This window comes from Pseudomonas sp. HTZ2 (assembly GCF_033173945.1).
GTDB lineage: Bacteria > Pseudomonadota > Gammaproteobacteria > Pseudomonadales > Pseudomonadaceae > Aquipseudomonas > Aquipseudomonas guariconensis.
This window is the reverse complement of the sequence record NZ_CP137332.1, coordinates 2,827,695-2,853,247: the sequence shown is the minus strand read 5'-3', so window position 1 is coordinate 2,853,247 and position 25,553 is coordinate 2,827,695. Positions and strand designations below refer to the sequence as shown.

General features: G+C 62.9%; 22 protein-coding genes. 10 read left to right on the top strand and 12 right to left on the bottom strand.

Going from position 1 to position 25,553, the window contains the following annotated elements; translation table 11 throughout:
- Positions 1–43 precede the first annotated feature (43 nt).
- On the bottom strand, positions 44–937 hold the full coding sequence (locus R6G97_RS13220) for a LysR family transcriptional regulator (RefSeq protein ID WP_043209367.1): 894 nt from the start codon (positions 935–937) through the stop codon (positions 44–46).
- 225 nt (positions 938–1,162) lie between these two features.
- Here R6G97_RS13220 and speB point away from each other — a divergent pair, with 225 nt between their 5' ends.
- Together speB and R6G97_RS13210 are read left to right on the top strand one after the other, a co-directional pair.
- Positions 1,163–2,113, top strand: a complete 951-nt coding sequence (gene speB / locus R6G97_RS13215) for an agmatinase (RefSeq protein WP_043209365.1) — start codon at positions 1,163–1,165, stop codon at positions 2,111–2,113.
- A gap of 247 nt (positions 2,114–2,360) precedes the next feature.
- The gene (locus R6G97_RS13210; RefSeq protein ID WP_043209362.1) at positions 2,361–3,740 is read left to right on the top strand and encodes a sodium:solute symporter; all 1,380 of its coding nucleotides are present in this window, start codon (positions 2,361–2,363) and stop codon (positions 3,738–3,740) included.
- Between the two features lie 87 nt (positions 3,741–3,827).
- On the opposite strand, the gene R6G97_RS13205 is transcribed toward R6G97_RS13210, so the two are convergent.
- Complete coding sequence (locus tag R6G97_RS13205; protein ID WP_256543834.1) at positions 3,828–3,956, bottom strand: PA1414 family protein; 129 nt, start codon at positions 3,954–3,956, stop codon at positions 3,828–3,830.
- A gap of 125 nt (positions 3,957–4,081) precedes the next feature.
- Complete coding sequence (gene ptrR / locus R6G97_RS13200; RefSeq protein WP_250034585.1) at positions 4,082–4,975, bottom strand: putrescine utilization regulator PtrR; 894 nt, start codon at positions 4,973–4,975, stop codon at positions 4,082–4,084.
- Between the two features lie 105 nt (positions 4,976–5,080).
- Here ptrR and R6G97_RS13195 point away from each other — a divergent pair, with 105 nt between their 5' ends.
- Complete coding sequence (locus R6G97_RS13195) at positions 5,081–6,253, top strand: YbfB/YjiJ family MFS transporter (RefSeq protein ID WP_317847081.1); 1,173 nt, start codon at positions 5,081–5,083, stop codon at positions 6,251–6,253.
- A gap of 21 nt (positions 6,254–6,274) precedes the next feature.
- Here the strand turns inward: R6G97_RS13195 and R6G97_RS13190 are convergent, their stop codons facing one another.
- Entirely contained in the window at positions 6,275–7,201 is a 927-nt protein-coding gene (locus tag R6G97_RS13190; RefSeq protein ID WP_043209356.1) for a DMT family transporter, read from the bottom strand.
- A 106-nt stretch (positions 7,202–7,307) separates the two neighbouring features.
- Positions 7,308–7,700, bottom strand: coding sequence for a transcriptional regulator (locus tag R6G97_RS13185; protein WP_317847080.1), 393 nt, complete (start codon positions 7,698–7,700; stop codon positions 7,308–7,310).
- 201 nt (positions 7,701–7,901) lie between these two features.
- Between R6G97_RS13185 and R6G97_RS13180 the strand changes: the two genes are divergently transcribed.
- The gene (locus R6G97_RS13180) at positions 7,902–8,174 is read left to right on the top strand and encodes a hypothetical protein (RefSeq protein ID WP_043209351.1); all 273 of its coding nucleotides are present in this window, start codon (positions 7,902–7,904) and stop codon (positions 8,172–8,174) included.
- Between the two features lie 107 nt (positions 8,175–8,281).
- Here R6G97_RS13180 and R6G97_RS13175 read toward each other — a convergent pair whose 3' ends face one another.
- Positions 8,282–9,607: a DEAD/DEAH box helicase gene (locus tag R6G97_RS13175; RefSeq protein ID WP_043209349.1), complete on the bottom strand. Its 1,326-nt coding sequence runs from the start codon at positions 9,605–9,607 to the stop codon at positions 8,282–8,284.
- Between the two features lie 144 nt (positions 9,608–9,751).
- Here R6G97_RS13175 and R6G97_RS13170 point away from each other — a divergent pair, with 144 nt between their 5' ends.
- Entirely contained in the window at positions 9,752–11,044 is a 1,293-nt protein-coding gene (locus tag R6G97_RS13170; protein WP_250034579.1) for a mechanosensitive ion channel family protein, read from the top strand.
- A gap of 48 nt (positions 11,045–11,092) precedes the next feature.
- On the opposite strand, the gene R6G97_RS13165 is transcribed toward R6G97_RS13170, so the two are convergent.
- From R6G97_RS13165 to R6G97_RS13155, 3 genes are all read right to left on the bottom strand, one after another.
- Complete coding sequence (locus R6G97_RS13165) at positions 11,093–11,962, bottom strand: carboxylate/amino acid/amine transporter (RefSeq protein WP_317847079.1); 870 nt, start codon at positions 11,960–11,962, stop codon at positions 11,093–11,095.
- 196 nt (positions 11,963–12,158) lie between these two features.
- Entirely contained in the window at positions 12,159–12,758 is a 600-nt protein-coding gene (locus tag R6G97_RS13160; RefSeq protein WP_090345378.1) for an FMN-dependent NADH-azoreductase, read from the bottom strand.
- A gap of 110 nt (positions 12,759–12,868) precedes the next feature.
- Positions 12,869–13,186 (bottom strand): 3-phosphoglycerate kinase, encoded by a 318-nt coding sequence (locus R6G97_RS13155; RefSeq protein ID WP_182818030.1) that lies wholly within the window; start codon positions 13,184–13,186, stop codon positions 12,869–12,871.
- A gap of 48 nt (positions 13,187–13,234) precedes the next feature.
- Here R6G97_RS13155 and R6G97_RS13150 point away from each other — a divergent pair, with 48 nt between their 5' ends.
- From R6G97_RS13150 to R6G97_RS13135, 4 genes are all read left to right on the top strand, one after another.
- Positions 13,235–14,158 (top strand): LysR family transcriptional regulator, encoded by a 924-nt coding sequence (locus R6G97_RS13150; RefSeq protein WP_317847078.1) that lies wholly within the window; start codon positions 13,235–13,237, stop codon positions 14,156–14,158.
- A 13-nt stretch (positions 14,159–14,171) separates the two neighbouring features.
- On the top strand, positions 14,172–14,984 hold the full coding sequence (locus R6G97_RS13145) for an alpha/beta fold hydrolase (RefSeq protein WP_317847077.1): 813 nt from the start codon (positions 14,172–14,174) through the stop codon (positions 14,982–14,984).
- Positions 14,978–15,535 carry a peptidylprolyl isomerase gene (locus tag R6G97_RS13140; protein WP_070571455.1) on the top strand — a complete coding sequence of 186 codons (558 nt, stop codon included), beginning with the start codon at positions 14,978–14,980 and terminating at the stop codon, positions 15,533–15,535. Before R6G97_RS13145 ends, R6G97_RS13140 begins: the two co-directional genes overlap by 7 nt.
- A 62-nt stretch (positions 15,536–15,597) precedes the next feature.
- Positions 15,598–17,430, top strand: coding sequence for an ABC transporter ATP-binding protein (locus R6G97_RS13135; RefSeq protein ID WP_043209332.1), 1,833 nt, complete (start codon positions 15,598–15,600; stop codon positions 17,428–17,430).
- A 59-nt stretch (positions 17,431–17,489) separates the two neighbouring features.
- Here R6G97_RS13135 and R6G97_RS13130 read toward each other — a convergent pair whose 3' ends face one another.
- Complete coding sequence (locus tag R6G97_RS13130; protein WP_090345529.1) at positions 17,490–18,617, bottom strand: GNAT family N-acetyltransferase; 1,128 nt, start codon at positions 18,615–18,617, stop codon at positions 17,490–17,492.
- Between the two features lie 253 nt (positions 18,618–18,870).
- Here R6G97_RS13130 and R6G97_RS13125 point away from each other — a divergent pair, with 253 nt between their 5' ends.
- On the top strand, positions 18,871–20,115 hold the full coding sequence (locus R6G97_RS13125) for a putative porin (protein ID WP_102081354.1): 1,245 nt from the start codon (positions 18,871–18,873) through the stop codon (positions 20,113–20,115).
- Between the two features lie 173 nt (positions 20,116–20,288).
- Here the strand turns inward: R6G97_RS13125 and R6G97_RS13120 are convergent, their stop codons facing one another.
- Positions 20,289–21,410: a beta-ketoacyl-ACP synthase III gene (locus R6G97_RS13120; protein ID WP_102081355.1), complete on the bottom strand. Its 1,122-nt coding sequence runs from the start codon at positions 21,408–21,410 to the stop codon at positions 20,289–20,291.
- A gap of 207 nt (positions 21,411–21,617) precedes the next feature.
- Positions 21,618–25,523, bottom strand: coding sequence for an ATP-dependent RNA helicase HrpA (gene hrpA / locus R6G97_RS13115; RefSeq protein ID WP_317847076.1), 3,906 nt, complete (start codon positions 25,521–25,523; stop codon positions 21,618–21,620).
- Positions 25,524–25,553: the final 30 nt, after the last annotated feature.

The following is a 25,553-nucleotide window of genomic DNA, read 5'->3' as shown; positions in this document are numbered from 1 at the left end:
GAAATTTACACAGCCTGACGCAATGTTCTAAAAGCGACGTTTTTTAACTGACATTCAGTTGCGACTTGAGCAGGTCACGGAAGGTCTGGATCAAGGGCTCGCGGCTACGCCCACGGCGGATGATCAACGAAAACGGCGCCTGATAGCCAAAGGTGGCAGGCGACAGGACGCGCAGGTCTCCCTTGTCGACCCAGGCCTGGGCATAGTGTTCGGGCAGATAACCGATATAGGCGCCGGAGAGGATGAGAATCAACTGGGCCTCCATGCTCTCAACCGTCGCCGCGCTGTGCTTGAAACCGTGGCGCGCCAGCTCCGCTTGGCTCCAGTAGCCCCGCCCCACCATGCGTTGTTGGGTGATCACTTCTTCCGGCACCCGCCGCTCGCCGAACAACGGGTGCCGGCTGCTGCAGTACAGCCAGTGCTGCTCGCGGTACAACGGCTGATACACCAGACCGCTCATGCGCGAAGAGAAGGCGCCGATGGCCAGGTCCAGGCGGTTGTCCTGTACCCCCAGTTGCAACTCATAGGGGCTGGAGACCGACAGGTGCAGATGCACCGCCGGATGCTCCTGGCTATAGGCCCCGATGGCCTCGGCCAGCGGCAGGGCGCGGTCGCCCACGGTGGAGTCGATCACCCCGAGATTGAGGGTACCGCGCAGCTCGCCCTTGAGCGCCGCGGCGTATTGCTCGAAGCCATCGAGTTCGGCCAGCAGGCGCAAGGTCTCCTGGTGGAATAGCTCGCCTTTGCTGGTCAGGCTGAAACCGCCACGGCCACGGTGACACAGGACGATGCCCAAGGCGCTTTCCAACTGGCTCATGTAAGTGCTGATGGCCGATGTAGAGAGGTTCAGTTCGCGCTGGGCATTGGCGAAGCCCTGGTGGCGTACCACGCTGACGAAGATACGCAGCAGTTTCAGGTCGGGCAGTGAAGAAGCCATGGTGCAACGGTTCCGCAGGGTGGAAATCACCAGAGTCTAACCCGCTGTGAACGGATAGTTTAGAAAATCCTGAAGTAAGTATTTGTCTGTAGCGATTCCTCCTGCCCACTACCTTGCGCAGACTGGCTCCCAATGTCCCTGCCCGCCGGCGTCTCCTTGCCTGCCTGGCACGCTGCGGCACAGGTTCGAACAAACAAAACAATCGACCGACTGATGAGGCCCACCGTGGAAAAGATTCTCCACCAACCACTGGGCGGCAACGAAATGCCGCGTTTCGGCGGCATCGCCACCATGCTCCGTCTCCCCCACCTGCAAAGCGCCGAAGGCCTGGACGCCGCGTTCATTGGCGTACCGCTGGACATCGGCACTTCGCTGCGCTCGGGCACTCGTTTCGGTCCGCGTCAGATCCGCGCCGAGTCGGTGATGATTCGTCCGTACAACATGGCGACCGGAGCCGCTCCGTTCGATTCGCTGTCGGTCGCCGACATCGGTGACGTGGCGATCAACACCTTCAACCTGCTCGACGCCGTGCGCATCATCGAAGAGGCCTACGACGAGATCCTCGAGCACAACATCATCCCCCTGACCCTCGGTGGCGACCACACCATCACGCTGCCGATCCTGCGTGCGCTGCACAAAAAGCACGGCAAGATCGGCCTGGTGCATATCGACGCCCACGCCGACGTCAACGATCATATGTTCGGTGAGAAGATCGCCCACGGCACCACCTTCCGCCGCGCCGTGGAAGAAGGCCTGCTCGACTGCGACCGCGTAGTGCAGATCGGCCTGCGCGCCCAGGGCTATACCGCCGATGACTTCAACTGGAGCCGTCGCCAAGGTTTCCGCGTCGTGCAGGCCGAAGAGTGCTGGCACAAGTCGCTGGAGCCGCTGATGGCCGAAGTACGTGAAAAGGTCGGTGGCGGTCCGGTGTACCTGTCGTTCGACATCGACGGCATCGACCCAGCCTGGGCGCCTGGCACCGGCACCCCGGAAATCGGTGGCCTGACCACCATCCAGGCGATGGAGATCATCCGTGGCTGCCACGGCCTGGACCTGATCGGCTGCGACCTGGTCGAAGTCTCGCCGCCCTACGACACCACCGGTAACACCTCACTGCTCGGCGCGAACCTGCTGTTCGAGATGCTCTGCGTTCTGCCGGGCGTGGTACGCCGCTGAGCGAGTAGTCACACACCTTTGTAGGCGCAGGCTGCCTTGCGATGACGATGGCATGACCGGCCATGCAGTCCTCGCGACCGTGATCGCCGGGCCAGCCCGCACCGACGAAGGACGTGAACGCAATACCTGCGGCAGGAGCCATTAGGAAGGGCCATAGAGGCCCGTCAACACAAGACAAGACCGCTGGGCGCCATGAACCGCCCGGACGGTCGATCTCGCCATAATAAAGATAATCGGGAGACCCCCAATGGCCTTGGACATCTTCGTTGTACTGATCTATGCCGCAGGCATGCTCGGCCTCGGCTGGTATGGCATGCGACGCGCGAAAACCCATGAAGACTACCTGGTGGCAGGGCGCAACCTCGGCCCTACCTTGTACATGGGCACCATGGCCACCACCGTGCTGGGCGGCGCTTCCACTGTCGGCACCGTTCGCCTGGGCTACGTCCACGGCATTTCCGGCTTCTGGCTGTGTGCGGCCCTGGGTCTGGGGATCATCGCCCTGAACCTGTTCCTCGCCAAACCCCTGCTGCGCCTGAAGATCTTCACCGTCACCCAGGTTCTGGAGCGCCGCTACAATCCGATGGCCCGTCAGGCCAGCGCAGCGATCATGCTCGCCTATGCCTTGATGATCGCGGTCACTTCGACCCTAGCCATGGGCACCGTGCTGCAAGTGCTGCTGGATGTACCGTTCTGGATGGCCCTGCTGTTCGGCGGTGGCGTAGTGGTGGTGTACTCGACCATCGGCGGCATGTGGTCGCTGACGTTGACCGACATCGTCCAGTTCATCATCAAGACCGTGGGCCTGATGTTCATTCTGCTGCCGATCTGCCTGTACAAGGCCGGTGGCTGGGACACCCTGGTAGCCAAGCTGCCGGCGGCCAGCTTCAGCTGGACCACCATCGGCTGGGACACCATCATCACTTACTTCCTGATCTACTTCTTCGGCATCCTGATCGGCCAGGACATCTGGCAACGTGTGTTCACCGCCCGTGACGAAAAGGTCTGCCAGCGCGCCGGTACTGTCGCCGGTATCTACTGCGTCCTGTACGGCCTGGCCTGCGCCCTGATCGGCATGGCTGCCCACGTGTTGCTGCCTGACCTGGCCAACCCGAACAATGCCTTCGCCGAAATGATCAAGGGCCAACTGCCAGAAGGCGTCCGTGGCCTGCTGATGGCTGCTGCCCTCGCAGCGATGATGTCCACCGCCAGCGCAGGCCTGTTGGCGGCCTCGACCACCCTGACCGAAGACCTGCTGCCTAAACTGCGTGGCGGCAAGCAATCGAGCCTGGGCGTCAACCGCCTGTTCACCCTCCTCACCGGTCTGGTGGTACTGGGCATCGCCCTGGCGGTGAACGATGTGATCAGCGCCTTGACCCTGGCCTACAACCTGCTGGTCGGCGGCATGTTGATTCCGCTGATCGGGGCGATCTTCTGGAAGCGCGCCACCACCGCAGGCGCCATCACCAGCATGGCGCTGGGCTTCGCCACCGCACTGTTCTTCATGTTCAAGGACGGTCTGGATGCCAACTCGCCGATCTACTACAGCCTGGCGATCGGCCTGGTGAGCTTCGTGGTGGTCAGCCTGCTGTCGCGCCGCCCGGTGGCAACCGTCAACCTGGCGTGATGTAAAGCGAACGCTTGGCGCCCCGACGGGCGCCAGGCAAGAAAAAGCAAAGGCCGCGGCATCGTCAGATGCGGCGGCCTTTTCGTTTCAGCGGCGACGCGGTTGGCGCTTGCGCTGCTCTTCGTCGGTAGGAATCGGCACCGGTTGCAGCGGAGGTGGGAGCAAGCCCAGGGCGACGGCAAGGTCATGGAGCCAGTTGTACATTCGATTGTTCATAAATGCCCCCTTAACGGGTCAACCTCACGGCGATTCAGTCCTTCGATGCTTCATACAGATCATAGCCCGATGTCCTACATCGCGCATGCCTCTGATCCTACAGATAGGGGCGAGTTTGACGCGGATCAAGCGGAAATGGCACGTGCCGACCGTCGGTCAATTGTTTCCCGTTGTTGCACATCGATCCACGCCTGCAGATTGGCCCCCAGCATGCCCTGGCGCCACATCAGCCAGGTGACTGCATGATCGAACGGCGCCTGCAAACGGTGCGCCTGCACCTGGTCGCGACCAGGTAGGGTGTCGAGCATGGACTGGGCCATCAATGCCACCCCTGCCCCGGCAATTACGCACGCCAGCATGCTCTGGTATGACTCGATCTCCATCACCCGCCCCATGGGGGTGTGGTCATGGGCGTACCAGGCTTCCAGGCGCATGCGGTAGGAACAGCCCTGCCGGAACGCGAACACTGCACGCCCCGCGACGTCCCGCGCGCTGTGAACCGGCGGATGTTCCGGGCGGGTGATCAGCACCAGCACCTCCTCGCACAACGGCACGCCATCGAGCCCGGCCAGGCTCAGCGGGCCGTCCACCAGCGCTGCGTCCAACCGGTGGGCCAGCAACCCCTCCAACAATTCACCACTGGGCGCGGCTTGCACCTGCAGGTTCACCGCCGGGTAGGTTTGGTGATAACGCGCCAGCAACGGCGGCAAATGCGTCGCCGCGGTGCTGTACATGGTACCGAGGACGAAGTCGCCTGCCGGTTGACCGCCCTGCACCGCAGCGACCGCCTCATCGCGCAGGGTCGACAGACGATTGGCGTAGTCCAGCAGGACCTTGCCTGCCGGAGACAACTGCAAACGCTGGCGCTCGCGCACGAACAGTTCCACCCCCAGTTGCTCTTCCAACTGACGCAGGCGCGTCGACAGGTTCGAAGGCACCCGATGCAAGCGCTCGGCAGCACGCGTGACCGACCCCTCCTCGGCCACGGCCTGGAAGATGCGCAGTTGGCTGAACTCCATGGCATTCTCCAAAACAGAATAACTTGATCATCATTATTCAATTTTATTGAAAGTCAATCCCCTCTAACCTGCCCTCATCATTTTCGTCTGGCAGGAGACGCCGCCATGTCACCCTTCGTGCAACTGCTGGCCAGCGCCATGGCCTTGATGATGGCCATGGGCATCGGCCGCTTCGCCCTCACCCCGCAACTGCCACGCCTGATCACCGAAGGTCAGCTCGACCTGACCGCAGGCGGCCTGGTCGCAGCGGCCAACTACCTGGGCTATTTTCTCGGCGCGGTCGACAGCATGTTCGCCCATCAGCCGGGCCAAGTGCGCCTGCGTCTGCATGCCGGCCTCTGGCTATGCGTGTTGCTGACCCTCGCCTCCTGGGCTGCCGATGGCTTCTGGGGTCATATGCTCCTGCGCTTCGGCACAGGGGTGGCCAGCGCCTGGGTGTTGGTGATGATCACCAGTCTCAGTCAGCAAGTGGCCACCGCATACGGCCGTCCTCGCCTCGGCGCCCTGGTATTCGCCGGGCCAGGCGTGGGTATCGCCTTGACCGGCCTGCTGGCCCTGGGCGCACACTTGCTGGGGCTGGGGTCGGCCGCCCTTTGGCTGATCTATGCGGTGGCGGCGCTGGTCGTGCTGTTGGCCGTATTGCCCTGGCTGCCGCAGCCGCAGGCCACGAAGGTGCCCTCGGACATGACCGACAGCGCAGCTGTACCCACCACCGGGATCGGACGGCTGGGCGTGATCTACGCCCTGTATGGCATCGGCTACATCCTGCCGGCGACTTTTCTGTCACAAATGGCCAGCCATCAGTTTCAGGGACATTGGGCGGCCGATCTGTTCTGGCCGGCGTTCGGCCTGGCGGCAGCATTGGGCGTGGTGCTGGTGAATCTGCGGCGCCCCACCCGGACATCCACCTGGCTGAGCGCGACTTTGTGGTTGCAGGGCCTGGGTGTGCTGGCGTGCTTGCTGGGCGACGGTCTTGGCCTGGCCTTGGGCGTGCTGCTGTGTGGCGCCCCCTTCCTGGCATGCATGCAGCTGGTAATGCAGCGCTCGCGGGAGTTGGCGCCCTATGCGACCCAACGGAATGCCGGCCTGTTGACCGCCTGTTTCGCGTTGGGGCAGCTCAGCGGCCCCTTGCTGGCAGCAGCGAGCACTCACTATTGGGGCGGGCTGCAGCCTGCCTTGATGCTCGCCGCAGGCGGGCTGGGGTTGGCCGGTGTATTGGCGCTGACCGGCCTCAGCGCCGCGCAGGTCAGCACGCCAAGGGCCTGCACCAGTTCCTGAAGTCCGATCGTGTTCGTTCCATCAGCCCACGAATCTGCGTAACTGCTGACGCACCCAGGGTTCGGCGCTGACCAGGATGACCCCGCCCAGGACCATCAATGCGCCCAACACGAAGTTCAGGCTCAAGGGCTCGCCCAGCAACAGCACGCCGAAGGTCACGCCGAACAACGGCGTGATGAAGGAAAACACCGCCAGGTTGGAGGCCAGGTACTTGCGCAGCAACCAGAACCAGGTCAGGTAACTGATGAAGGACACCACCACCGCTTGGAACAACACGCTGCCAACGGCTACCGGTGTGAACGCAACCCTGCCGATCTGGCCGCTGACCAGCGCAATCAGCAGCAACCCGACAAAGCCCACCAGCAACTGATAGAACAGGGTCAGATCGGCCGGGGCTTCCGACAGTCGCGACCCACGCACCACCACAGTGGTCGCGCCCCAGGCCAGGCCCGCCAGCACGCCCAACGCGTCACCGAGCAACATTCGCCCATCCAGTTGGCTCAGCGACATTCCGCCGGCGAACGCCGTGGCGATCCCGGCGAAAGCCAACAGGATGCCCAGCCACTGCAGCAGCCGCAGGCGCTCGCTTGGCAGCGTGAAATGCAACCCCAGGGCTGTGAACACCGGGGCAGTGTAGAGAAACACCGACATGTGCGCCGCCGATGTCAGCTTCAGCCCCTCGGCGATGAACAAGAACTCCAGGCCAAACAAGGCGCCGGCCAACATGCCCGCCCGCCAGGTGCTGCCCACCATGGACCAGCCGCCGCGCCAGCAGACCAGCAGCCCCACCAGCACCGCGGCGATCCCGGAACGCAACGCCGCCTGCATCACGGGCGCAATGTCGCTGGCGGCCCATTTGATCATCACCTGCTGGCTGCCCCAGATCAGGCACAGGCCCAGCATGACCTGCAACGCAAAAGCATCGGGGTTCTTGCGGGCCGCGCTCATGGGCGACCCCCGTGGTCTAACGATGGCATGGGCGAGGTCCTGTCTCTGGCAACTGAGTGCCGATTATCGGGTTTGCCAGGGTGCCCATGCCAGTCTCAAAACGACCTCAAGCGATTTGCGCCTTGGTGGCCACCTGTTCGAAAGTCGCCTCATCGAGGGCGTCGTCCTGTTCGTCCAGCACCTGACGCGGATGCTCGACCCCAGGGATGCTGCTATCGATCAGGCTGAGCAGGCGCGAGCCACGCTCGGTGAGAACGAAATTCTCGCCATTACCGCCGTCCTCCTCCGGACGGCTTTCGATGTAACCGCGCTCGAAGAGGATCTTCTCGTACTCGCAGGCCCGCGTCTTGAGATGATCCAGATCGCCCACCGGCTGACCGGCGGCGGCCAGGGCAGCCGCATGCTGCTCGGCATAGGGACGTGGCGTGAAGCTGTGGCCTGCGCTGTTCTGCACTTCATGCAACAAGCGTTCGATCAGGTCCCAGTCATAGGTGCTCATGTGGTGGCCTCCTGCTGTGAACGTGTGGGGTACACAGCATGGGACCGGTGAGTGGTGATGGGTGTTCCGGCGAAATCGGATGGCTAAAAAGCCGCTGGGACATACAGCGCTCTGTCAGGGTCAATGCCACCCATGCCATCTCGTTGAACTTCCAGAGTTCCCGTCTTTCAACCGCGTACACCCCACTCGGGAGGAAAATGGATGAAACGCTTACTGCCCTTCATGTGCGCGAGTGCATTGCTCTACGCCTTGCCCGGCTGGGCCTGCACACCGGAAGAAGCGACTCAGAAACGCGAGGAGCTGGCCGGGCTGGTGACCCAGTTGACGGAGCAGAATCCGCAGAAGGCCAAGGAAATCAACGAGGAGTTGCAGGGGATGGATCTGGGCACGGCCAGCAAGGACCTGCCGGACAAGTGCCAGCTGATCGACAAGCGAATCCAGGAACTCAAAGCAGCGGAGAAAAAGGCAGACTAACCCGCTGAAGGCCCTTTCACGGCAAACCCGCTTCCACAAGGATGACGCCCCTTCAGGTGGTGGGAGCGGGTTGATCCTCAAAGGGCCGCGCAGCGGCCCTGATGAGCTTACTCCGCCTTGGGCGCGCGTTTCTTCAGCGGGGCCATGCCATCGGCACTGGCCAAAGGCGCCTTGGACTTGGGCTTGGCGGCCGGCTTGCGCTTGGCGGTGGCGCCTTTCTTCTCGCCTGCCTTCTTCTCGATCTTTTTCTTCTTGGTACCGGCGGCCTTGCCCGAGGCCTTGACCTTCTTCGGCCCGCTGTAGGTGCCTTTTACCTCTTTGATGACCCGGCGCTCGAACTGCTGCTTGAGGTAGCGCTCGATGCTCGACATCAGGTTCCAGTCGTTGTGGCAGATCAGCGAGATCGCCAAGCCCTCGGCACCTGCGCGCCCAGTACGACCGATGCGGTGTACATACTCGTCGCCACTGCGCGGCATGTCGAAGTTGATCACCAGGTCCAGACCATCGATGTCCAGGCCACGCGCGGCCACGTCAGTCGCCACCAGGACCTTGGAACCGCCTTGTTTGAAACGGTCGATCGCCAGCTTGCGGTCCTTCTGGTCCTTCTCGCCGTGCAACACGAAGGCCTTCACATCCTTGGCCACCAGGTGACCGTAGATCCGGTCGGCCAGGGCACGGGTGTTGGTGAAGATGATCGCCTTCTGGTAGGTCTCGTTGGCCAGCAGCCACTGGACGATCTGCTCTTTGTGCTGGTCGTGGTCGGCGGTGATGATCTGCTGACGGGTGCCCTCGGAGAGCTGCGACACGCTGTTGAGCATCAGGTGCTCAGGATCCTTCAGCACCTTGCCGATGATGTCGCGCAGGGCTGCACCACCGGTTGTGGCAGAGAACAGCAGGGTCTGCTCACGGTTTTCGCATTCTTTGCACAGGCGCTCCATGTCCTCGGCAAAGCCCATGTCCAGCATGCGGTCGGCCTCGTCCAGTACCAGCACCTGGACATGGGAGAGGTCCAGGTTGCCGGCATTGAGATGTTCCAGTAGACGACCCGGGGTACCGATCAGCACGTCCGGGACCTTGCGCAACAGTGCGGCCTGCTCCTTGAAGTCCTCGCCACCGGTGACCAGGCCCGACTTGACGTAGGTGAACTGGGAGAAGCGCTGCACCTCTTTGAGGGTCTGCTGGGCCAGCTCACGGGTCGGCAGCAGGATCAGCGCGCGGATCTCGACGCGGCGCTCGCGCAGATCGACCAAGCGATTGAGCAATGGCAGCACGAAGGCGGCGGTCTTGCCGCTGCCGGTCTGCGCGGTCACCCGCAGGTCACGCCCTTGCAGGGCCAGGGGAATGGCCGCTGCCTGCACCGGAGTCGGCTCGACAAAGTTCAGCTCGGCCACAGCTTTGAGCAGGCGTTCGTGCAGGGCGAATTGGGAAAACACGGATGTACCTCGGGCAGTCGCTGGAAATTCAGTTGCATAGGGTAACGTTTTCCATCGCTGGCGCCGAATTTCTTTTGGCAACTTGTTGCCGATCCGCGCTCTAATGGGCCTCGTTTTCGCAACACAGACCCTGCTATTACCCTCATGGATATACAACGACTCTGGAACGACGCCCTGGACCTCTGGGGCACCCTCGATCAACACCCCATGCTGCATGCGGCGCTAGGCCTGACGGTGCTGCTGTTGATTTCCCTGATCATCGGCCGCCTCGCGCGCTTTCTGATGCTGCACGCCAGCCGGTTGCTCGCTCGGCAGCAACCGCTCAAGTGGCTCGATGACCTGCGTCACAACAAGGTCTTCCACCGCCTGGCCCAAACCACCCCCTCGCTGGTGATCCAGTTCGGCCTCAAGCTGGTGCCGGAGCTGGGCGACACCGCCCAGCATTTCCTCGGCAACGTCGCCCTGGCCTTCACCCTGCTGTTCATGACCATGGCCGTCTCCTGCCTGCTCGATGCCCTGCTGGACATCTACGCCCGAACCGAGCACGCCCGCACCCGCTCCATCAAAGGTTACGTGCAACTGGCCAAGATGATGCTGTGGATCTTCGCCTCCATCGTCATCGTCGCCACGCTCATCGACCGCTCGCCGCTGTTGCTGCTGTCCGGTCTGGGTGCCATGTCGGCGGTGCTGCTGTTGGTGTACAAGGACACGCTGCTGTCGTTCGTCGCCAGCGTGCAGCTGACGAGCAACGACATGCTCCACGTCGGAGACTGGATCGAGATGCCTCAGGTGGGCGCCGATGGTGACGTGGTGGACATCACCCTGCACACGGTCAAGGTGCAGAACTTCGACAAGACCATCGTCTCCATCCCCACCTGGCGCCTGATGAGCGAGTCCTTCCGCAACTGGCGCGGCATGCAGCAATCAGGTGGGCGCCGCATCAAGCGCAGCCTGTTCATCGACGCTGTGGGCGTACGCTTCCTTACCCCGGAAGAGGAGCAGCGCCTGAGCCAGGTCCGCCTGCTGGGTGATTACCTGGCGCAAAAGCGCAAAGAGTTGAGCACCTGGAACGAGTCGCTGGGCCCGGTGGCCGCTCTGTCGGCCAACCGTCGCCAATTGACCAATATCGGTACCTTCCGCGCCTTCGCCCTGGCCTATCTGCAGAACCACCCCGACGTGCAGCAAGGCATGACCTGCATGGTCCGCCAGATGCAGGCCACTGCCGAGGGCGTGCCGCTGGAGATCTACTGCTTTACGCGCACCACTGCCTGGGGCGAGTACGAGCGGATCCAGGGCGATATCTTCGACTATTTGCTGGCCGTGTTGCCGGAGTTCGGCCTGAGCTTGTATCAGCAGCCAAGCGGCAACGACATGCGAGTGGGTCTTGCTGGCAGGCCTCATTCCGCACAACGGCTGAGTGAACTCACCGAGGCTTGAAGCCGGCAGAACGGGGCCGCGCTGCGGCCCCAACGAGCCCTGACACTGTCAGCCAGATGCTGTTGCCGGGCGCTGCTGGCCCAGCCGGCTCATCCAGACCGACCCCAGAATCACCGCCCCGCCTATGAACAGCCGCCCCAGCGGCTCGTCCTGATTCCAGATCAGCAAGTTGAGCAACAAGCCCACGGGCACATGCAGGTTGTTCATTACCGCCAGTGTGCCACCACTGACCAGGCACGCCCCCTTGTTCCACCAGTACAGTCCAAGGGCGGTCGGGAACAAACCGAGGAACAACAACACCAGCCATTGCACGTCGGTGCTTGGCAGGTGCTGGGCGTTGCCGAACAACGCAAAGGCCGGCAGCACGACGATCAACGCCCCGAGGTAGAAGTAGCCAAAGCGCCGGTAGTGCGGCAGATCACTGGGATGCCGGGCGACCAGATGACGGTAGAGCACCTGGCCGGCGGCATAAGTGAAGTTGGCCAACTGCAGCAACAAAAAGCCCATGAAGAACTCACCACTGATGCTGTCGAAGCGGATCACCGCGGCACCGGCCACCGCCACCAGCGCAGCCAGCAAGGCCCAAGCGTTGAAGCGGCGGTTGAGCGCATCTTCGATCAAGGTCACATGCAGCGGTGTGAGGATGGTGAACAGCAGCACTTCCGGCACCGTCAGCACGCGGAAGCTCAGGTACAGGCAGACATAGGTGATGCCGTACTGCAGCGCCCCGATCAACAGCATCGCACGCATGAAGCGCGGCTCTACCTGGCGCCAGCGGGTCAGTGGCAGGAACACCAGCAGCGCCAGCACCACCCGTGCCAGCACCGCGAAGTAGCTGTCCACGTTGCCGGCCAGGTAGACCCCGATCAGGTTGAAGGAGAACGCCTGGATCAGCGCGACGATTATCAGATAGCCCATGATTGCCTCTCGTGAATCAAGGCGGCGACCTTAGCCGGTTGGCCTGCCGTCGTTCAACTATCAAGGCTTCGGCTAGCGCCGGGAACACAAGGCAGTGGCCTCGGCTGACGCGGCAAAAAAAAGCCCGGCCATCATATGGCCGGGCGGATACACCCAAAGGAGCGACAGGTGTCAGGGGTTGGGAATGCGTTGCGTGTCAGGCCACTGCCGCCAGCTTGGCCTTGGCCTGATTCAGGCCCTTCTCGTGGAAATCGCTGCTCATGTTCAAACCTTCGGCGTGAATGAACTCAACGTCGTGGATGCCGATGAAGGCCATGACCTGGCGCAGGTAGGGTTCCTGGTGGTCGGTGCTGGCACCGGCATGAATGCCGCCACGGGCAGTGAGCACAATGGCGCGCTTGCCAGTCAGCAGGCCCTGCGGGCCGGTCGGGGTGTACTTGAAGGTGATGCCGGCACGCAGTACATGGTCCAGCCAAGCCTTAAGCGTGCTGGGGATGGTGAAGTTGTACATGGGCGCAGCCATCACCAGCACGTCAGCGGCCAGCAGTTCATCGGTCAATTCATTGGAGCGAGCCAGAGCCTGAAGCTCGGTCGGCGAGCGCTGCTCCTGTGGCTTCATCCAACCACCGAGCAGGTCCGCGTCCAGGTGCGGTACAGGGGTAACCGCCAAGTCGCGCACACTGATTTCATCGCTCGGATGAGCGGCCTGCCATTGCTGGATGAAGTCGCGGGTCAATTGACGAGAAACGGAATCCTGCTGGCGGGCGCTGCTTTCAATGATCAGTACGCGGGACATGGGAGCCTCCATCGGCAAACAAGGGGATGCGATTCGATGGAGGTGAGATTAAGACTTGACCTATCGATAAAAAAGCGTAAAAAGTGGGTGCAATCTATCGATTAATCAGTTCATTCGGCTTTGCAGCTCAATGCGATGCGCAGCTTGATGATCTCCCGGTTGAAGGTGGCCGTGACATCGCGGCTCTTGCCCGCCGGCACGTTCACCCGTCGCACCCGCGGCGCTTCAGGCCCATTGCGGAAGGTTACCTTGCACGCCGCCGGGACCTGCCCATAGTTGTTCAGGGTGATCGAGCCGATATTGCGCGCGGTGTCGTAGGTGGTGTAGTCGAGCTTGACCCCTTCCAAGTCCTTCTCGACATCGATGGGGTAATAGGCCATCGCCCCGAGGGGCAGGCACATCAGCAATGCCGCACAACATTTCTTCATAGGGCGCTCTCCTTGACAGAGCGCAGCTTAGGACAACAGGAGCCGAAGATGAAAGCGCCACGCGTAACCCTGGATCAGTGGCGAACTCTCCAGGCAGTGGTCGATCATGGCGGATTCGCCCAGGCCGCCGAGGCCCTGCACCGCTCGCAATCGTCGGTGAGCTATACGGTCGCACGGATGCAGGAGCAACTGGGCGTACCACTGCTGCGCATCGATGGTCGCAAGGCGGTACTGACCGAAGCCGGCAACGTGCTGCTGCGCCGCTCACGCCATCTGGTCAAGCAGGCCAGCCAGCTCGAGGACCTCGCCCACCACATGGAGCAAGGCTGGGAGGCCGAGGTGCGCGTAGTGGTCGACGCCGCCTACCCCAGCGCCCGGCTGGTCCGTGCCCTGAGCGCCTTCATGCCGCAGAGCCGCGGTTGCCGCGTACGCCTGCGCGAGGAGGTGCTGTCGGGCGTCGAGGAAGTCCTGCACGAGGGAATCGCAGACCTGGCCATCAGCAGCTATAGCATTGGCGGCTATCTGGGCGCCGAGCTCAGTTCGGTGGAACTCATCGCCGTTGCCCACCCCGATCACAGCCTGCATCGCCTGGGACGGGAAATCACCTTCCAGGATCTGGAAAGCCAACTGCAAGTGGTTATCCGCGACTCCGGTCGCGCCCAGCCCCGGGATGTCGGCTGGCTCGGCGCCGAGCAACGCTGGACCGTCGGCAGCCTGGGCACCGCCGCCACCTTCGTCAGCAGCGGGCTGGGCTTTGCCTGGCTGCCACGGCACATGATCGAGCGCGAGCTGCAAGAGGGCGTGCTCAAGCCTTTGCCGCTGGATCAGGGTGGCAGCCGCCATCCGCTGTTCTACCTTTATTCGAACAAGGACAAGACCTTGGGTCCGGCCACGCAGATCCTCATCGAGCTGCTGCGCAACTTCGACACCGCGCCACTGGACGTGCCCTTCGCAGCCCCCCCGCAAGCCTGAGAGGACCGCGCCCATGGCCTATTTCGAACACGAAGGATGCACGCTGCATTACGAGGAATACGGCCAGGGCGAACCCCTGGTGCTGTTACACGGACTGGGCTCAAGCTGCCAGGATTGGGAGCTGCAGGTCCCGACGCTGAGCCGAAACTACCGGGTGATCCTCATGGACATCCGCGGCCATGGGCGCTCCGACAAACCCGGTGACGGCTACCAGATCGCGACCTTCAGCGCTGACCTGCTGGCGCTGCTGGAGCACCTGCACACCGGCCCCGTGCACTTCGTCGGCCTGTCGATGGGGGGCATGGTGGGTTTCCAGTTCGCCGTCGACCACCCCGCCTGGCTGCGCAGTCTGTGCATCGTGAACAGCGCACCTGAGGTCAGGCGCAACTCCGTCGCCCACTGGATCTGGTGGATCAAGCGCTGGAGCCTGGCCCGCATCCTGAGCGTCGAGACCATCGGCAAGGGCCTGGCCGAACGCCTGTTTCCCAAGCCCGAACAAACCGAGCTGCGTCACAAGATGGCCCTACGCTGGGCACGCAACGACAAGCGCGCCTACCTCAAGAGCTTCGATGCCATTGTCGACTGGGGGGTGCAGGAACGCATCGGGCAGATCCACTGTCCCACCCTGGTGATCGCCGCCGACCATGATTACACCCCGATACAACTGAAGGAGCGCTATGTCGCCCTGATGCCCCAGGCAACACTGGCGGTCATCGAGGATTCGCGGCACGCTACGCCCCTGGACCAACCCGAGGTCTTCAACCAGACCCTGCTGCGTTTTCTCGCAGCCGCCTCCACTCCTCAAGGATCTTTGAGCCCATGCTGAAAAAACTTCTGCTCACCGCCTGTTCGGTCGCCTTCGCCACCAGCGTCATGGCCTCCGACAAGACCCCTCACGTCCTGCTCGACACCAGCTTCGGCCCGGTCGAAATCGAGCTCAATGCCGAGAAGGCGCCGATCAGCACGAAGAACTTCCTCGAGTACGTCGACAGCGGCTTCTACAACAACACCATCTTCCACCGCGTGATCCCGGGCTTCATGGCCCAGGGCGGTGGTTTCACCGACCGGATGGTGCAAAAGCCGACCCGCGACCCGATCCGCAACGAAGCCAGCAATGGCCTGGCCAACACCCGCGGTACCCTCGCCATGGCACGCACCTCGGACCCGAACTCGGCCACCAGCCAGTTCTTCATCAACGTGGCCGACAACGACTTCCTCAACCCAGGCCGCGACCGTGGCTATGCCGTGTTCGGCAAGGTGACCAAAGGCATGGAAGTGGTCGACCAGATCGTCAACTCACCCACCACCATCAAGCAAGGCATGCGTGACGTGCCGGCGGACCCTGTGTACATCAAGTCCGCCAAACGCATCGACTGACCGAAGGTCTCACAAGGACGTGAAACCGCCTCAGGGTCGGATGGAACAGGAGTGTGCCCATCATGCTGTACCGTCGTTTCGAACAATTGATCGACATCTTTCGCGAGGCACCGAGCGAAGCACCGCCTAGCCAGGTATGGCCGTTCTACCTCTATTACCTGCGCCAGGTCTGGCCCAGCTTCCTTGCACTGCTGGTCGTCGGGCTGGTGGCGGCCCTGATCGAAGTGGCCATGTTCAGTTACCTGAGCCGCATCATCGACCTGGCCCAGGCCACCCCGGGCAGCGAGTTCTTCAGCCTGCACAGCGGCGAGCTGATCTGGATGCTGGTGGTGGTCCTGGTGCTGCGCCCCGTGTTCTTCGGCCTGCACGACCTGCTGGTGCATCAGACCATCAGCCCCGGCATGACCAGCTTGATCCGCTGGCAGAACCACACCTATGTGCTCAAGCAGAGCCTGAATTTCTTCCAGAGCGACTTCGCCGGGCGTATCGCCCAGCGCATCATGCAGACCGGCAACTCCCTGCGCGACTCTGCCGTCCAGGCTGTCGATGCCCTGTGGCACGTGCTGATCTATGCAATCAGCTCGCTGGTGCTGTTTGCCGAGGCCGATTGGCGCCTGATGCTGCCGCTGCTGACCTGGATCGTCTGCTACATCGGCGCGCTCTATTACTTCGTTCCGCGGGTCAAGGAGCGCTCGGTGATTTCCTCCGATGCCCGCTCCAAGCTGATGGGGCGGATCGTCGACGGCTACACCAACATCGCCACGCTCAAACTGTTCGCCCATACCGACTACGAGCAACAGTATGCCCGCGAGGCGATCAGCGAACAGACCGAAAAAACCCAGCTGGCCGCACGGGTCGTCACCAGCATGGACGTCGTCATCACCGGCCTGAACGGGCTTCTGGTGGTGGGGACCACAGGCCTTGCCCTGTGGTTGTGGAGCCAGTCGTTGATCACCGTCGGTGCCATTGCCCTGGCCACAGGCCTGGTGATCCGCATCATCAACATGTCCGGCTGGATCATGTGGGTGGTCAACGGCATCTTCGAGAACATCGGCATGGTCCAGGACGGCCTGCAGACCATCGCCCAACCGGTCAGCGTCACCGACAAGCCCAATGCCCCTGCGCTGAAGGTCAGCCGTGGGGCCGTGCATTTCGATGACGTGAGCTTTCACTATGGCAAGGGCAGCAAAGTCATCGACGGGCTGAGCCTGGATATTCGTCCCGGCGAGAAGATCGGCCTGATCGGCCCGTCCGGAGCCGGCAAGTCGACCCTGGTCAACCTGCTGCTGCGCCTGTACGACGTACAGGGCGGGCGGATCACAATCGATGGCCAGGACATCGCCGAGGTCAACCAGGCCAGCCTGCGCGCGCAGATCGGCATGATCACCCAGGACACCTCTCTGCTGCACCGCTCGATCCGCGACAACCTGCTGTATGGCCGTCCGGATGCCAGCGAAGCGCAAGTCTGGGAAGCCGTGCGCCGGGCCCGGGCCGATGAGTTCATCCCACAACTCTCAGATGCCCAGGGGCGCACCGGCTTCGATGCCCATGTCGGCGAGCGTGGGGTCAAGCTTTCAGGCGGGCAGCGGCAACGGATCGCCATTGCCCGGGTACTGCTCAAGAACGCGCCCATTCTGATCATGGACGAAGCCACCTCGGCGCTGGATTCGGAGGTCGAGGCGGCGATCCAGGAAAGCCTGGAAACCCTGATGCAGGGCAAGACGGTGATCGCCATCGCCCACCGCCTGTCCACCATCGCCCGCATGGATCGGTTGGTGGTGCTGGACAAAGGGCACATCGTCGAGAGCGGCACCCATGCCGAGCTGTTGGCCCAGCATGGGCTTTATGCCCGGCTCTGGCATCACCAGACCGGAGGGTTCGTCGGGGTGGATTGATCGCCGCAACTGCGCCCGTTCGCGGGCTTACCCGCGAACAAAGGGCCAGGCGGCGGCTTTCAATCCTTGCGGTAAGGCAACATCCCCAGCGCCTCTTCGGCATAGGCCTTGACCCCTGCCCGCTCCTGCTCGAGAAAATCCTCGACCGCCCGACGCAACCCCGGATGCAACAGGTAATGCCAGGAGCGCGTCAGCACCGGCTCGAATCCGCGTATCAGCTTGTGCTCCCCTTGGGCCCCAGCATCGAACCGCTGTATCCCTTGGCTGATGGCAAAGTCCATACCCTGGTAAAAACAGGTCTCGAAATGCAGGCGGTCGAACTCGGCCAGGCAGCCCCAATACCGGCCGAAGAGGCTGTCGCCACCGACCAGGCTCAAGGCCATGGCCACATCCCGCCCTTGCTGGCGCGCGATGACCACGCGCACTGCCTCGGGCATGCGCTCTGCCAGCAGGCTGAAGAAGTGGCGGGTCAGATAGGGCGTGCGGCGGCGCACCGCGTAGGTGTTGGCATAGCACAGGTAGACGAAGTCCCATTGCACCTGGCTCAACTCATCGCCACGGTACCAGTGGAAGTCGATCCCCTGCCCCGCCACTTGTTCACGCTCCTTGCGCATCTGCTTGCGCTTGCGTGAGCTGAGGGTGTCGAGGAAATCCTGGAAGTCCCGATAGCCACGATTGTGCCAATGAAACTGGCAGCCCAGGCGCTCCATCCAGCCCGGCACATCGGCGATCTGCTCATCCAGGGCATGGTCGGTGAAGTTGATGTGAGCGCCTGAGAGCCCTCCCTTGACCAGGTACTCAGGGATGGCCTGGAGCAACAGCAGGCCATCGGCGCAGTCTGCCGCCAGCAGGCGGGGGCCACTCACAGGGCTGAAGGGCACCGCGCCAAGCAGCTTGGGGTAGTAGGGAATGCGGGCTCGCTCGCAGGCATCGGCCCACCCCTGGTCGAACACGTATTCGCCGAACGAATGCCATTTGCGATACGCCGGCAGCACCGCGCGCACCTTTTCATCACGCTCCAGCACCAGGTGCTCGGTGGCCCAGCCTGTGGCAGGCGCGACGCTGCCGCTGTCTTCCAGAGCGCTTAGAAACGCATGGCGCAAGAACGGCTGGCCCTCGGGGACCAAGGCGTCCCAGGTCGCCGCCGGCAGATCGTGCAAATGAGCAAGGCTGTACAGGCTGGTCACGATTTCGACTCGCTGCAAAGAGATGGCCAGTATCCCGGATATGGGGCCCCGCACTCAAATGAAGGGGCGCTTGGATCCCACGCACTTAACCGCAGTGCCACCAAATAGACATCATTCTGTCATTCCCCCTCGCAATACTTGCGCCTGTTTTTCGGAACCCCAGCAACCTGTCTATTCAGGCCCTTTCCGAAGACATGCCAACTTGGGGGTGGGCGCCAAAGCCTCCCCACTTTTTTCCAACAGGGAGAACCTTATGCGTCTTGTTTCTACACTTACCGGAGTCAGCCTCACCGGCATGATGCTGGCACTGAGTGCTCCGGCCAGTGCTGCAGTCGACGCCAAGCTGCTCGAAATGCTCCGCGCCAACGGCTCGATCAACCAGGCGCAGTACAACGAACTGCAGGCCGATCTGGCCAAGGAAACCAAGGAAAAGGCAGAGCAGAAAGCCCAGTCCGAGCGCCTGAGCTCCTTCGAACAGAAAGTGGCCTGGGCCGCCAAGACCCAGATCAAAGGCGACGTGCGCCTGCGCTACGAAGACGTCAACGTCGACGACCCCAACCGCAAGAGCCCCAACCAGGACCGCGAGCGCGTCCGTGCCCGTGTCGGCTTCTACAGCGAGATCAACCCGCAGGTCGATGCCGGCGTGCGCGTGGCCACCGGCAGCAGCGCCGATGCCCGCTCCACCAACCAGAGCCTGGACAATTACTTCGAGAAGAAATCGTTGTGGGTCGACCTGGCCTACCTCGACTGGCACCCCACTGCCGTGCCGAACCTGCACTTGATCGGCGGTAAGATGATGCAGCCCTGGGTGAGCATGGGCGACATCATCTGGGACAGCGACATCAACCCAGAAGGCGTGGCCGTCACCTACAAGACCGACCTGGGCGCGGCCGAGCTGTTCGGCAGCGCCGGTCACTACAACCTCAAGGACAACGTCGACGGCGAAGGCGTACAGTTCAAGCACGACGCGCAGCTCTATCACGGCCAGTTGGGCGCCCGCTTCAATGCCGCCGACACCGTCAAGGTCACCGTGGGCACCAGCATCTACGGCTATGACAATGACAAGGACGCAGCCCCACTGCAGGCCTTTGGCAACACCACTAACGAGTTCAACCTGGTGGAAGGCTTCGGCCAGGTCGACTTCACCGGTTTCGCCATCCCGCTGTCCGCCTATGGCCAGTACGTGAAGAACACCGACAGCACCGACGGCGAAGACAAGGCCTGGCTGGCCGGTCTGAAGACCAAGCTTGGCGCCTGGAGCCTGGATTACAACTACCGCGACGTGCAGCGTAACGCGGTGGTCAGTGCCTTCACCGACTCCGACTTCGGTGCCGGCTACACCGGTTCCCGTGGTCACAAGTTCAAGGTCGGTTACGAAATCGACAAGAACTTCTCGCTGGGCGCGGCCTACCTGATGGCCAAGACCGACCTGTCGCAACTGCCGAACAGCGATGCCGATGTCGACACCCTGCAGGTCGACCTGGAAGCCAAGTTCTAAGCGCGAGCTCCCCTGCGTTGCTCAGGCGGGAAGTGCCGACCCCATCCGGCGCTTCCCGCCTTTTTTATAGGCCATTGGCAGATAAACCCGCCCTCACCAATTGGGCGCTGCCCGTCGAGGGCGCCACTCTACCTGTGGAAGCGGGTTTACTCGCGAAAAGACCAGGGCAGGAATCAGCGCTTGCGCAAGATCACACTACCGATCGAATAGCCTGCGCCAAACGAACTCAGCACACCCAGCGCACCTTTGGGCAGATCATCCTGATACAGGTGGAAGGCAATCACCGAACCTGCCGAGCTGGTATTGGCATAGCGATCCAGAATCACCGGCGCGTCTTCCTCGGCCACATCACTGCCGACCAGCTTCTTGACGATCAGGTGGTTCATGCTCAGGTTCGCCTGGTGCAGCCAGAAGCGCTTGACGTCGGTGGGTTGCAACCCGTTCTCGCCCAGGTGCTGGCCGATCAGTTCGGCGACCATCGGGCACACTTCGCGGAACACCTTGCGGCCTTCCTGGACGAACAGTTTGTCCGGCGCCCCGATGCCCTCCTCCGCCGCGCGGTTGAGGAAGCCGAAGTTGTTGCGGATGTTGTTGGAGAACTGGGTCAGCAGCTTGGTACTGACAATGTCGAACTGATGCTTGGAGGTGGCTTGGTCGGCACGTTCGATCAGCACTGCAGTCGCTGCGTCACCGAAGATGAAGTGGCTGTCGCGGTCGCGGAAATTCAGGTGGCCGGTGCAGATCTCAGGGTTGACCATCAGCACCGCACGCGCCTGGCCCAGTTGCACGCTGTTGGCGGCGGTCTGGATGCCGAAGGTGGCCGAAGAGCAAGCCACGTTCATGTCGAAGGCAAAACCCTGGATGCCCAGTGCCTGCTGCACCTCGATGGAAATGGCCGGGTACGGGCGCTGCAGGTTGGAGCAGGCGACGATCACACCGTCGACATCGGCCGCTGTGCGTCCCGCGCGCTCCAGGGCCTGGCGAGCAGCGGCCACGGCCATCTCGCAGAGGATCGACGGTTCGTCGTTGGAGCGCTCCGGCAGGCGCGGCTTCATGCGCTGGGGATCGAGGATGCCCGCCTTGTCCATGACGAAGCGGCTCTTGATACCGGAAGCCTTCTCGATGAAGGCCGCATCGGACAGCGGCGCAGCTTCGATCTCGCCACGCTCGATGGCGGCCGCGTTGTCTTGATTGAACTGCTGGGCCCACGTGTTGAAGGATGCCACCAGTTCTTCGTTGGAAATGCTCTGGGCCGGGGTGTACAGGCCGGTGCCGCTGATCACGACGTTATGCACGGTCGTTCCTCTGGTCAAAGGCCACCACCACACGGCGCTGGCCGGAAAAGGGCAACATAATGGCACTTTAGTGCCAATTTGTAGGCAAGGGTTTGCCCCTCGGTCACGGAGCAAACCTGCACCCACAGAACCTGCGGGGGCGGGCGTGTCCCGCGATGGGTCGCACAGCGGCCCAAATTCCCACAAGTTTGCCACATTTCCCGGGCTTTAGGCTTCCACCTGCCCCCACTGTTTGCTCAAACGCTTGTCGGAAACCGGTACCTTGGTCCCCAACTGCTGGGCAAACAACGACACCCGGTATTCCTCCAGCCACCAGCGGTAGACCGTCAGTTGTTCGTCACGCTTGCCCTCTTGGGCATGCTTGTCGGCCCGGGCCTTGTACTGCGCCCACAGATTGGCCAGCTCGCCACTCCAGACACGGTCCTTCTGCACCTGGGCGCCAAGCTTCTCCAGACGAAGTTCCACCGCCTTGAGGTAACGCGGCAACTCCTTGAACCACGCAGCCGGTGTCTCGCGGACAAAGCCCGGATAGACCAGGTTGGCCAGCTGCTGCTTGATGTCGTTCAAGGCCACTGCCTGGCTCAGGTCGATCTTGCCCTTGAAGCGCTTCTGCAAACCGTGCCACAGCTTGAGCACCTCCAGGGTCTGGCGGGCCAAGCGTTCGGCGTGCTCGGCCCAGTTGCCACGCTTACGCTCGGCAAGGCCGGCCAGGGCAGCGCCATCTCGGGGCAGCGGCGCCTCGCCTTCAAGGATGCAGCTGTCCAGGCTGGCCAGCAGAATGTCCTCCACCAACGCCTCGACACGCCCCAACTCGCGATACAGCAAACCCAGTTCGGTCAGCCCCGGAAGCTTGCCCCGCAGGAACTTGGCAGGCTCGGCCAACTGTTGCAGCAACAGCCGTTGCAAAGCTCGGCGATGCTGGAACTCGGCTTCGGCCTGGGTCGAGAATCGCCCTTCACGCACGGTGCCGGCCTCTTCCACCAAGGCCGGGTAGACCGTCAACGACAGGCCAGCGATCTTCTGCTGCGCCGTCTGCGCCACTTCAGAGAACGCCTTGGCCTGCACCGGTTGCTCGGCCTTGTCGTTGCGCGGCATGGCCAATGCCGCCTGGCTCGCGGCGGCAAATCGTGCTGTCAGCTCGGCCAGGTCACGACCTTCGCCAAGGAACTTGCCTTGGCCATCGACCACTTCGATGTTCATGCGCAGGTGGCTTTCGACCAGCCCGGCAGCTTCCGTCCAGGCCTCGTCGGACACCCGAGCGCCCGTCATGCGCAACAGCTCCTGACCCAACGACTGAGGCAAGGCCCCCTGGCCAAATGTCATGCGCGCCAGGGCGGCCTTGACGAAGTCCGGCACCGGCACGAAGTTCTTGCGCAGGGCCTTGGGCAAGTTGCGCACCAAGGCCACGCATTTGGCCTCCAGCAGGCCTGGCACCAGCCACTCCAAGCGCTCGCCCGGCAGGTTCGGCAGCAGCGGTGCCGGCACCCGTATGGTGACGCCGTCTCGCGGATGACCCGGCTCGAAGTGGTAAGTCAGCGGCAGGCGCAGGTCGCCGACCTGAAGGCTGTCGGGATACTGCGCGGCCGTAACCTCGCTGGCCTCACGGGCCAGCACGTCCTCTTCGCGCATGATCAGCAGGTTCGGATCCTTCTGGCTGTTCATCCGGTACCAGCTGTCGAAGGTCGCAGTCTGGTGGATTTCTGCAGGCAAACGCGCCTCATAGAAGGCATAGAGCGTTTCTTCGTCGGCCAGGATGTCGCGCCGACGAGCCTTGGCTTCCAACTCGTCAAGCTGCTCGAGCAGGCGCTTGTTGGCGGTCAGGCACTTGGCCCGCGACTGGATCTCGCCGCCGACCAGGCCTTCGCGGATGAACAGCTCGCGCGAGGCCACCGGATCGATAGGCCCGAAATGCACAGGCCGGCGGCCGACCAGGATCAGCCCGTACAGGGTGATCTGTTCGTAGGCCACCACCTGGCCGCGCTTTTTCTCCCAGTGCGGCTCGAAATGGTTCTTCTTGACCAGATGCGTAGCCAGCGGCTCGATCCAGTCCGGTTCGATCTTGGCCACCATGCGCGCATAGAGCTTGGTGGTTTCCACAAGCTCGGCAGTCATCACCCATTGCGGACGCTTGCGGCCGATGCCCGAGGACGGGTGGATCCAGAAGCGCCGCTGGCGTGCGCCTTGATAGTCGCCCTCTTCAGTCTTGTGGCCGATCTGGCTGAGCAGGCCACTGAGAATGGCCTTGTGCATACGCGGGAAATCCGCAGGCTCTTTGTTGACCGACAATTGCAGGTCGCGGCAGATCAGCGCTAATTGGCGATGGGCGTCGCGCCACTCACGCAGGCGCAGGTAATTGAGAAAATGCTTGCGGCACCAGTTGCGCAGCGGGTTGGCGGTCAGCGCCTGGCGCTGTTCCTCGAACCCGCGCCACAGGTTGACCAAAGCCGCGAAGTCGGAGTCAGGATCTTTCCACAGGGCATGGGCCTGGTCGGCGGCCTGCTGGCGTTCCGGAGGACGCTCGCGCGGGTCCTGCACCGACAGGGCGCTGGCGACGATGAGCACCTCCTGCAGGCTGCCCTGGCGAGCGCCTTCGAGCAGCATGCGCCCCAATCGGGGGTCGATCGGCAGACGCGCCAGTTGGCGGCCCAAGGGTGTCAGCTGGTTCTCGCGGTTGACCGCCGAGAGCTCCTGCAACAGGTTGAAACCGTCGCTGATGGCTTTGCCATCCGGCGGCTCGATGAACGGAAACGCATCGATGGCGCCCAGGCGCAGGTGCAGCATCTGCAGGATCACCGCGGCCAGGTTGGTCCGCAGGATCTCTGGGTCAGTGAACGCGGGCCGTGCGTTGAAGTCCTCTTCGCTGTAAAGACGTACGCAGATGCCCGGTTCGACCCGACCGCAACGGCCCTTGCGCTGGTTGGCGCTGGCCTGGGATACCGCCTCGATCGGCAAACGCTGGACCTTGGCGCGGTAGCTGTAGCGGCTGATGCGCGCGGTGCCGCTGTCGATCACATAGCGGATGCCCGGCACGGTCAGCGAGGTTTCGGCAACGTTGGTGGCCAGCACCACCCGGCGTCCGGTATGGGGTTGGAAGATCTTCTGCTGCTCGGCCGGCGTCAGGCGCGCGTACAACGGCAGGATCTCGGTATGGCGCAATTGGGCCTTGCGCAGGATCTCGGCGGCATCGCGGATCTCACGCTCGCCCGGCAGGAACACCAGCACATCGCCGGGGCCCTTGCCCTCGCTGCGTTCGTGATGGGCCAGCTCATCGAGGGTAGCGAGGATCGCCTGGTCGACGGTCAGGTCGTCCTCGACCCGGTTGCCCTCTTCGTCCTGTTCGCTGATCAGCGGGCGGTACCAGGTTTCCACCGGGAAGGTACGGCCGGACACCTCGATGATCGGCGCCCCGTCGAAATGCTTGGAGAACCGCTCCAGGTCGATGGTTGCCGAGGTGATGATCAGTTTCAGGTCCGGGCGACGGTGCAGGAGCGTCTTGAGGTAGCCGAGCAGGAAGTCGATGTTCAGGCTGCGCTCGTGGGCTTCGTCGACGATGATCGTGTCGTAGCGCTCGAGGAAGCGGTCATGCTGGGTTTCGGCCAGCAGGATACCGTCGGTCATCAGCTTGACCAGGGTGCCCGCATCGCTCTGGTCCTCGAAACGCACCTGGTAGCCCACCAGAGCGCCCAGCGGTGTGCCGATCTCCTCGGCCACCCGTGCCGCGACGCTGCGCGCGGCGATCCGGCGGGGCTGGGTATGAGCGATCAGGCCATGCTGACCGCGGCCCATTTCCAGGCAGATCTTCGGCAACTGGGTGGTCTTGCCCGAACCGGTCTCGCCGGCAATCACCAGAACCTGATGCTCGGCCAGGGCCTTCTTGATCTCGTCGCGCTTGGCGGCGATCGGCAGGCTGTCGTCGTAGCGGATGCTCGGCACGCTGTTCTGGCGTGCGACAACCTGGGCACAGGACGCCTGGACCCGCTCCACCCATTGGGCAAGCTTGGCCTCGTCGGGGCGCTTGCGCAGCTCGTGCAGTTGCCGCCGTAGCCGATGGCGGTCGGCGATCATGGCGTGGTCGAGGTTCTTCAGCAGTTGATCGATGGCGTGGTCTGTCATGGGGCTTTTTGATGATGCAGGTGAGCCTGC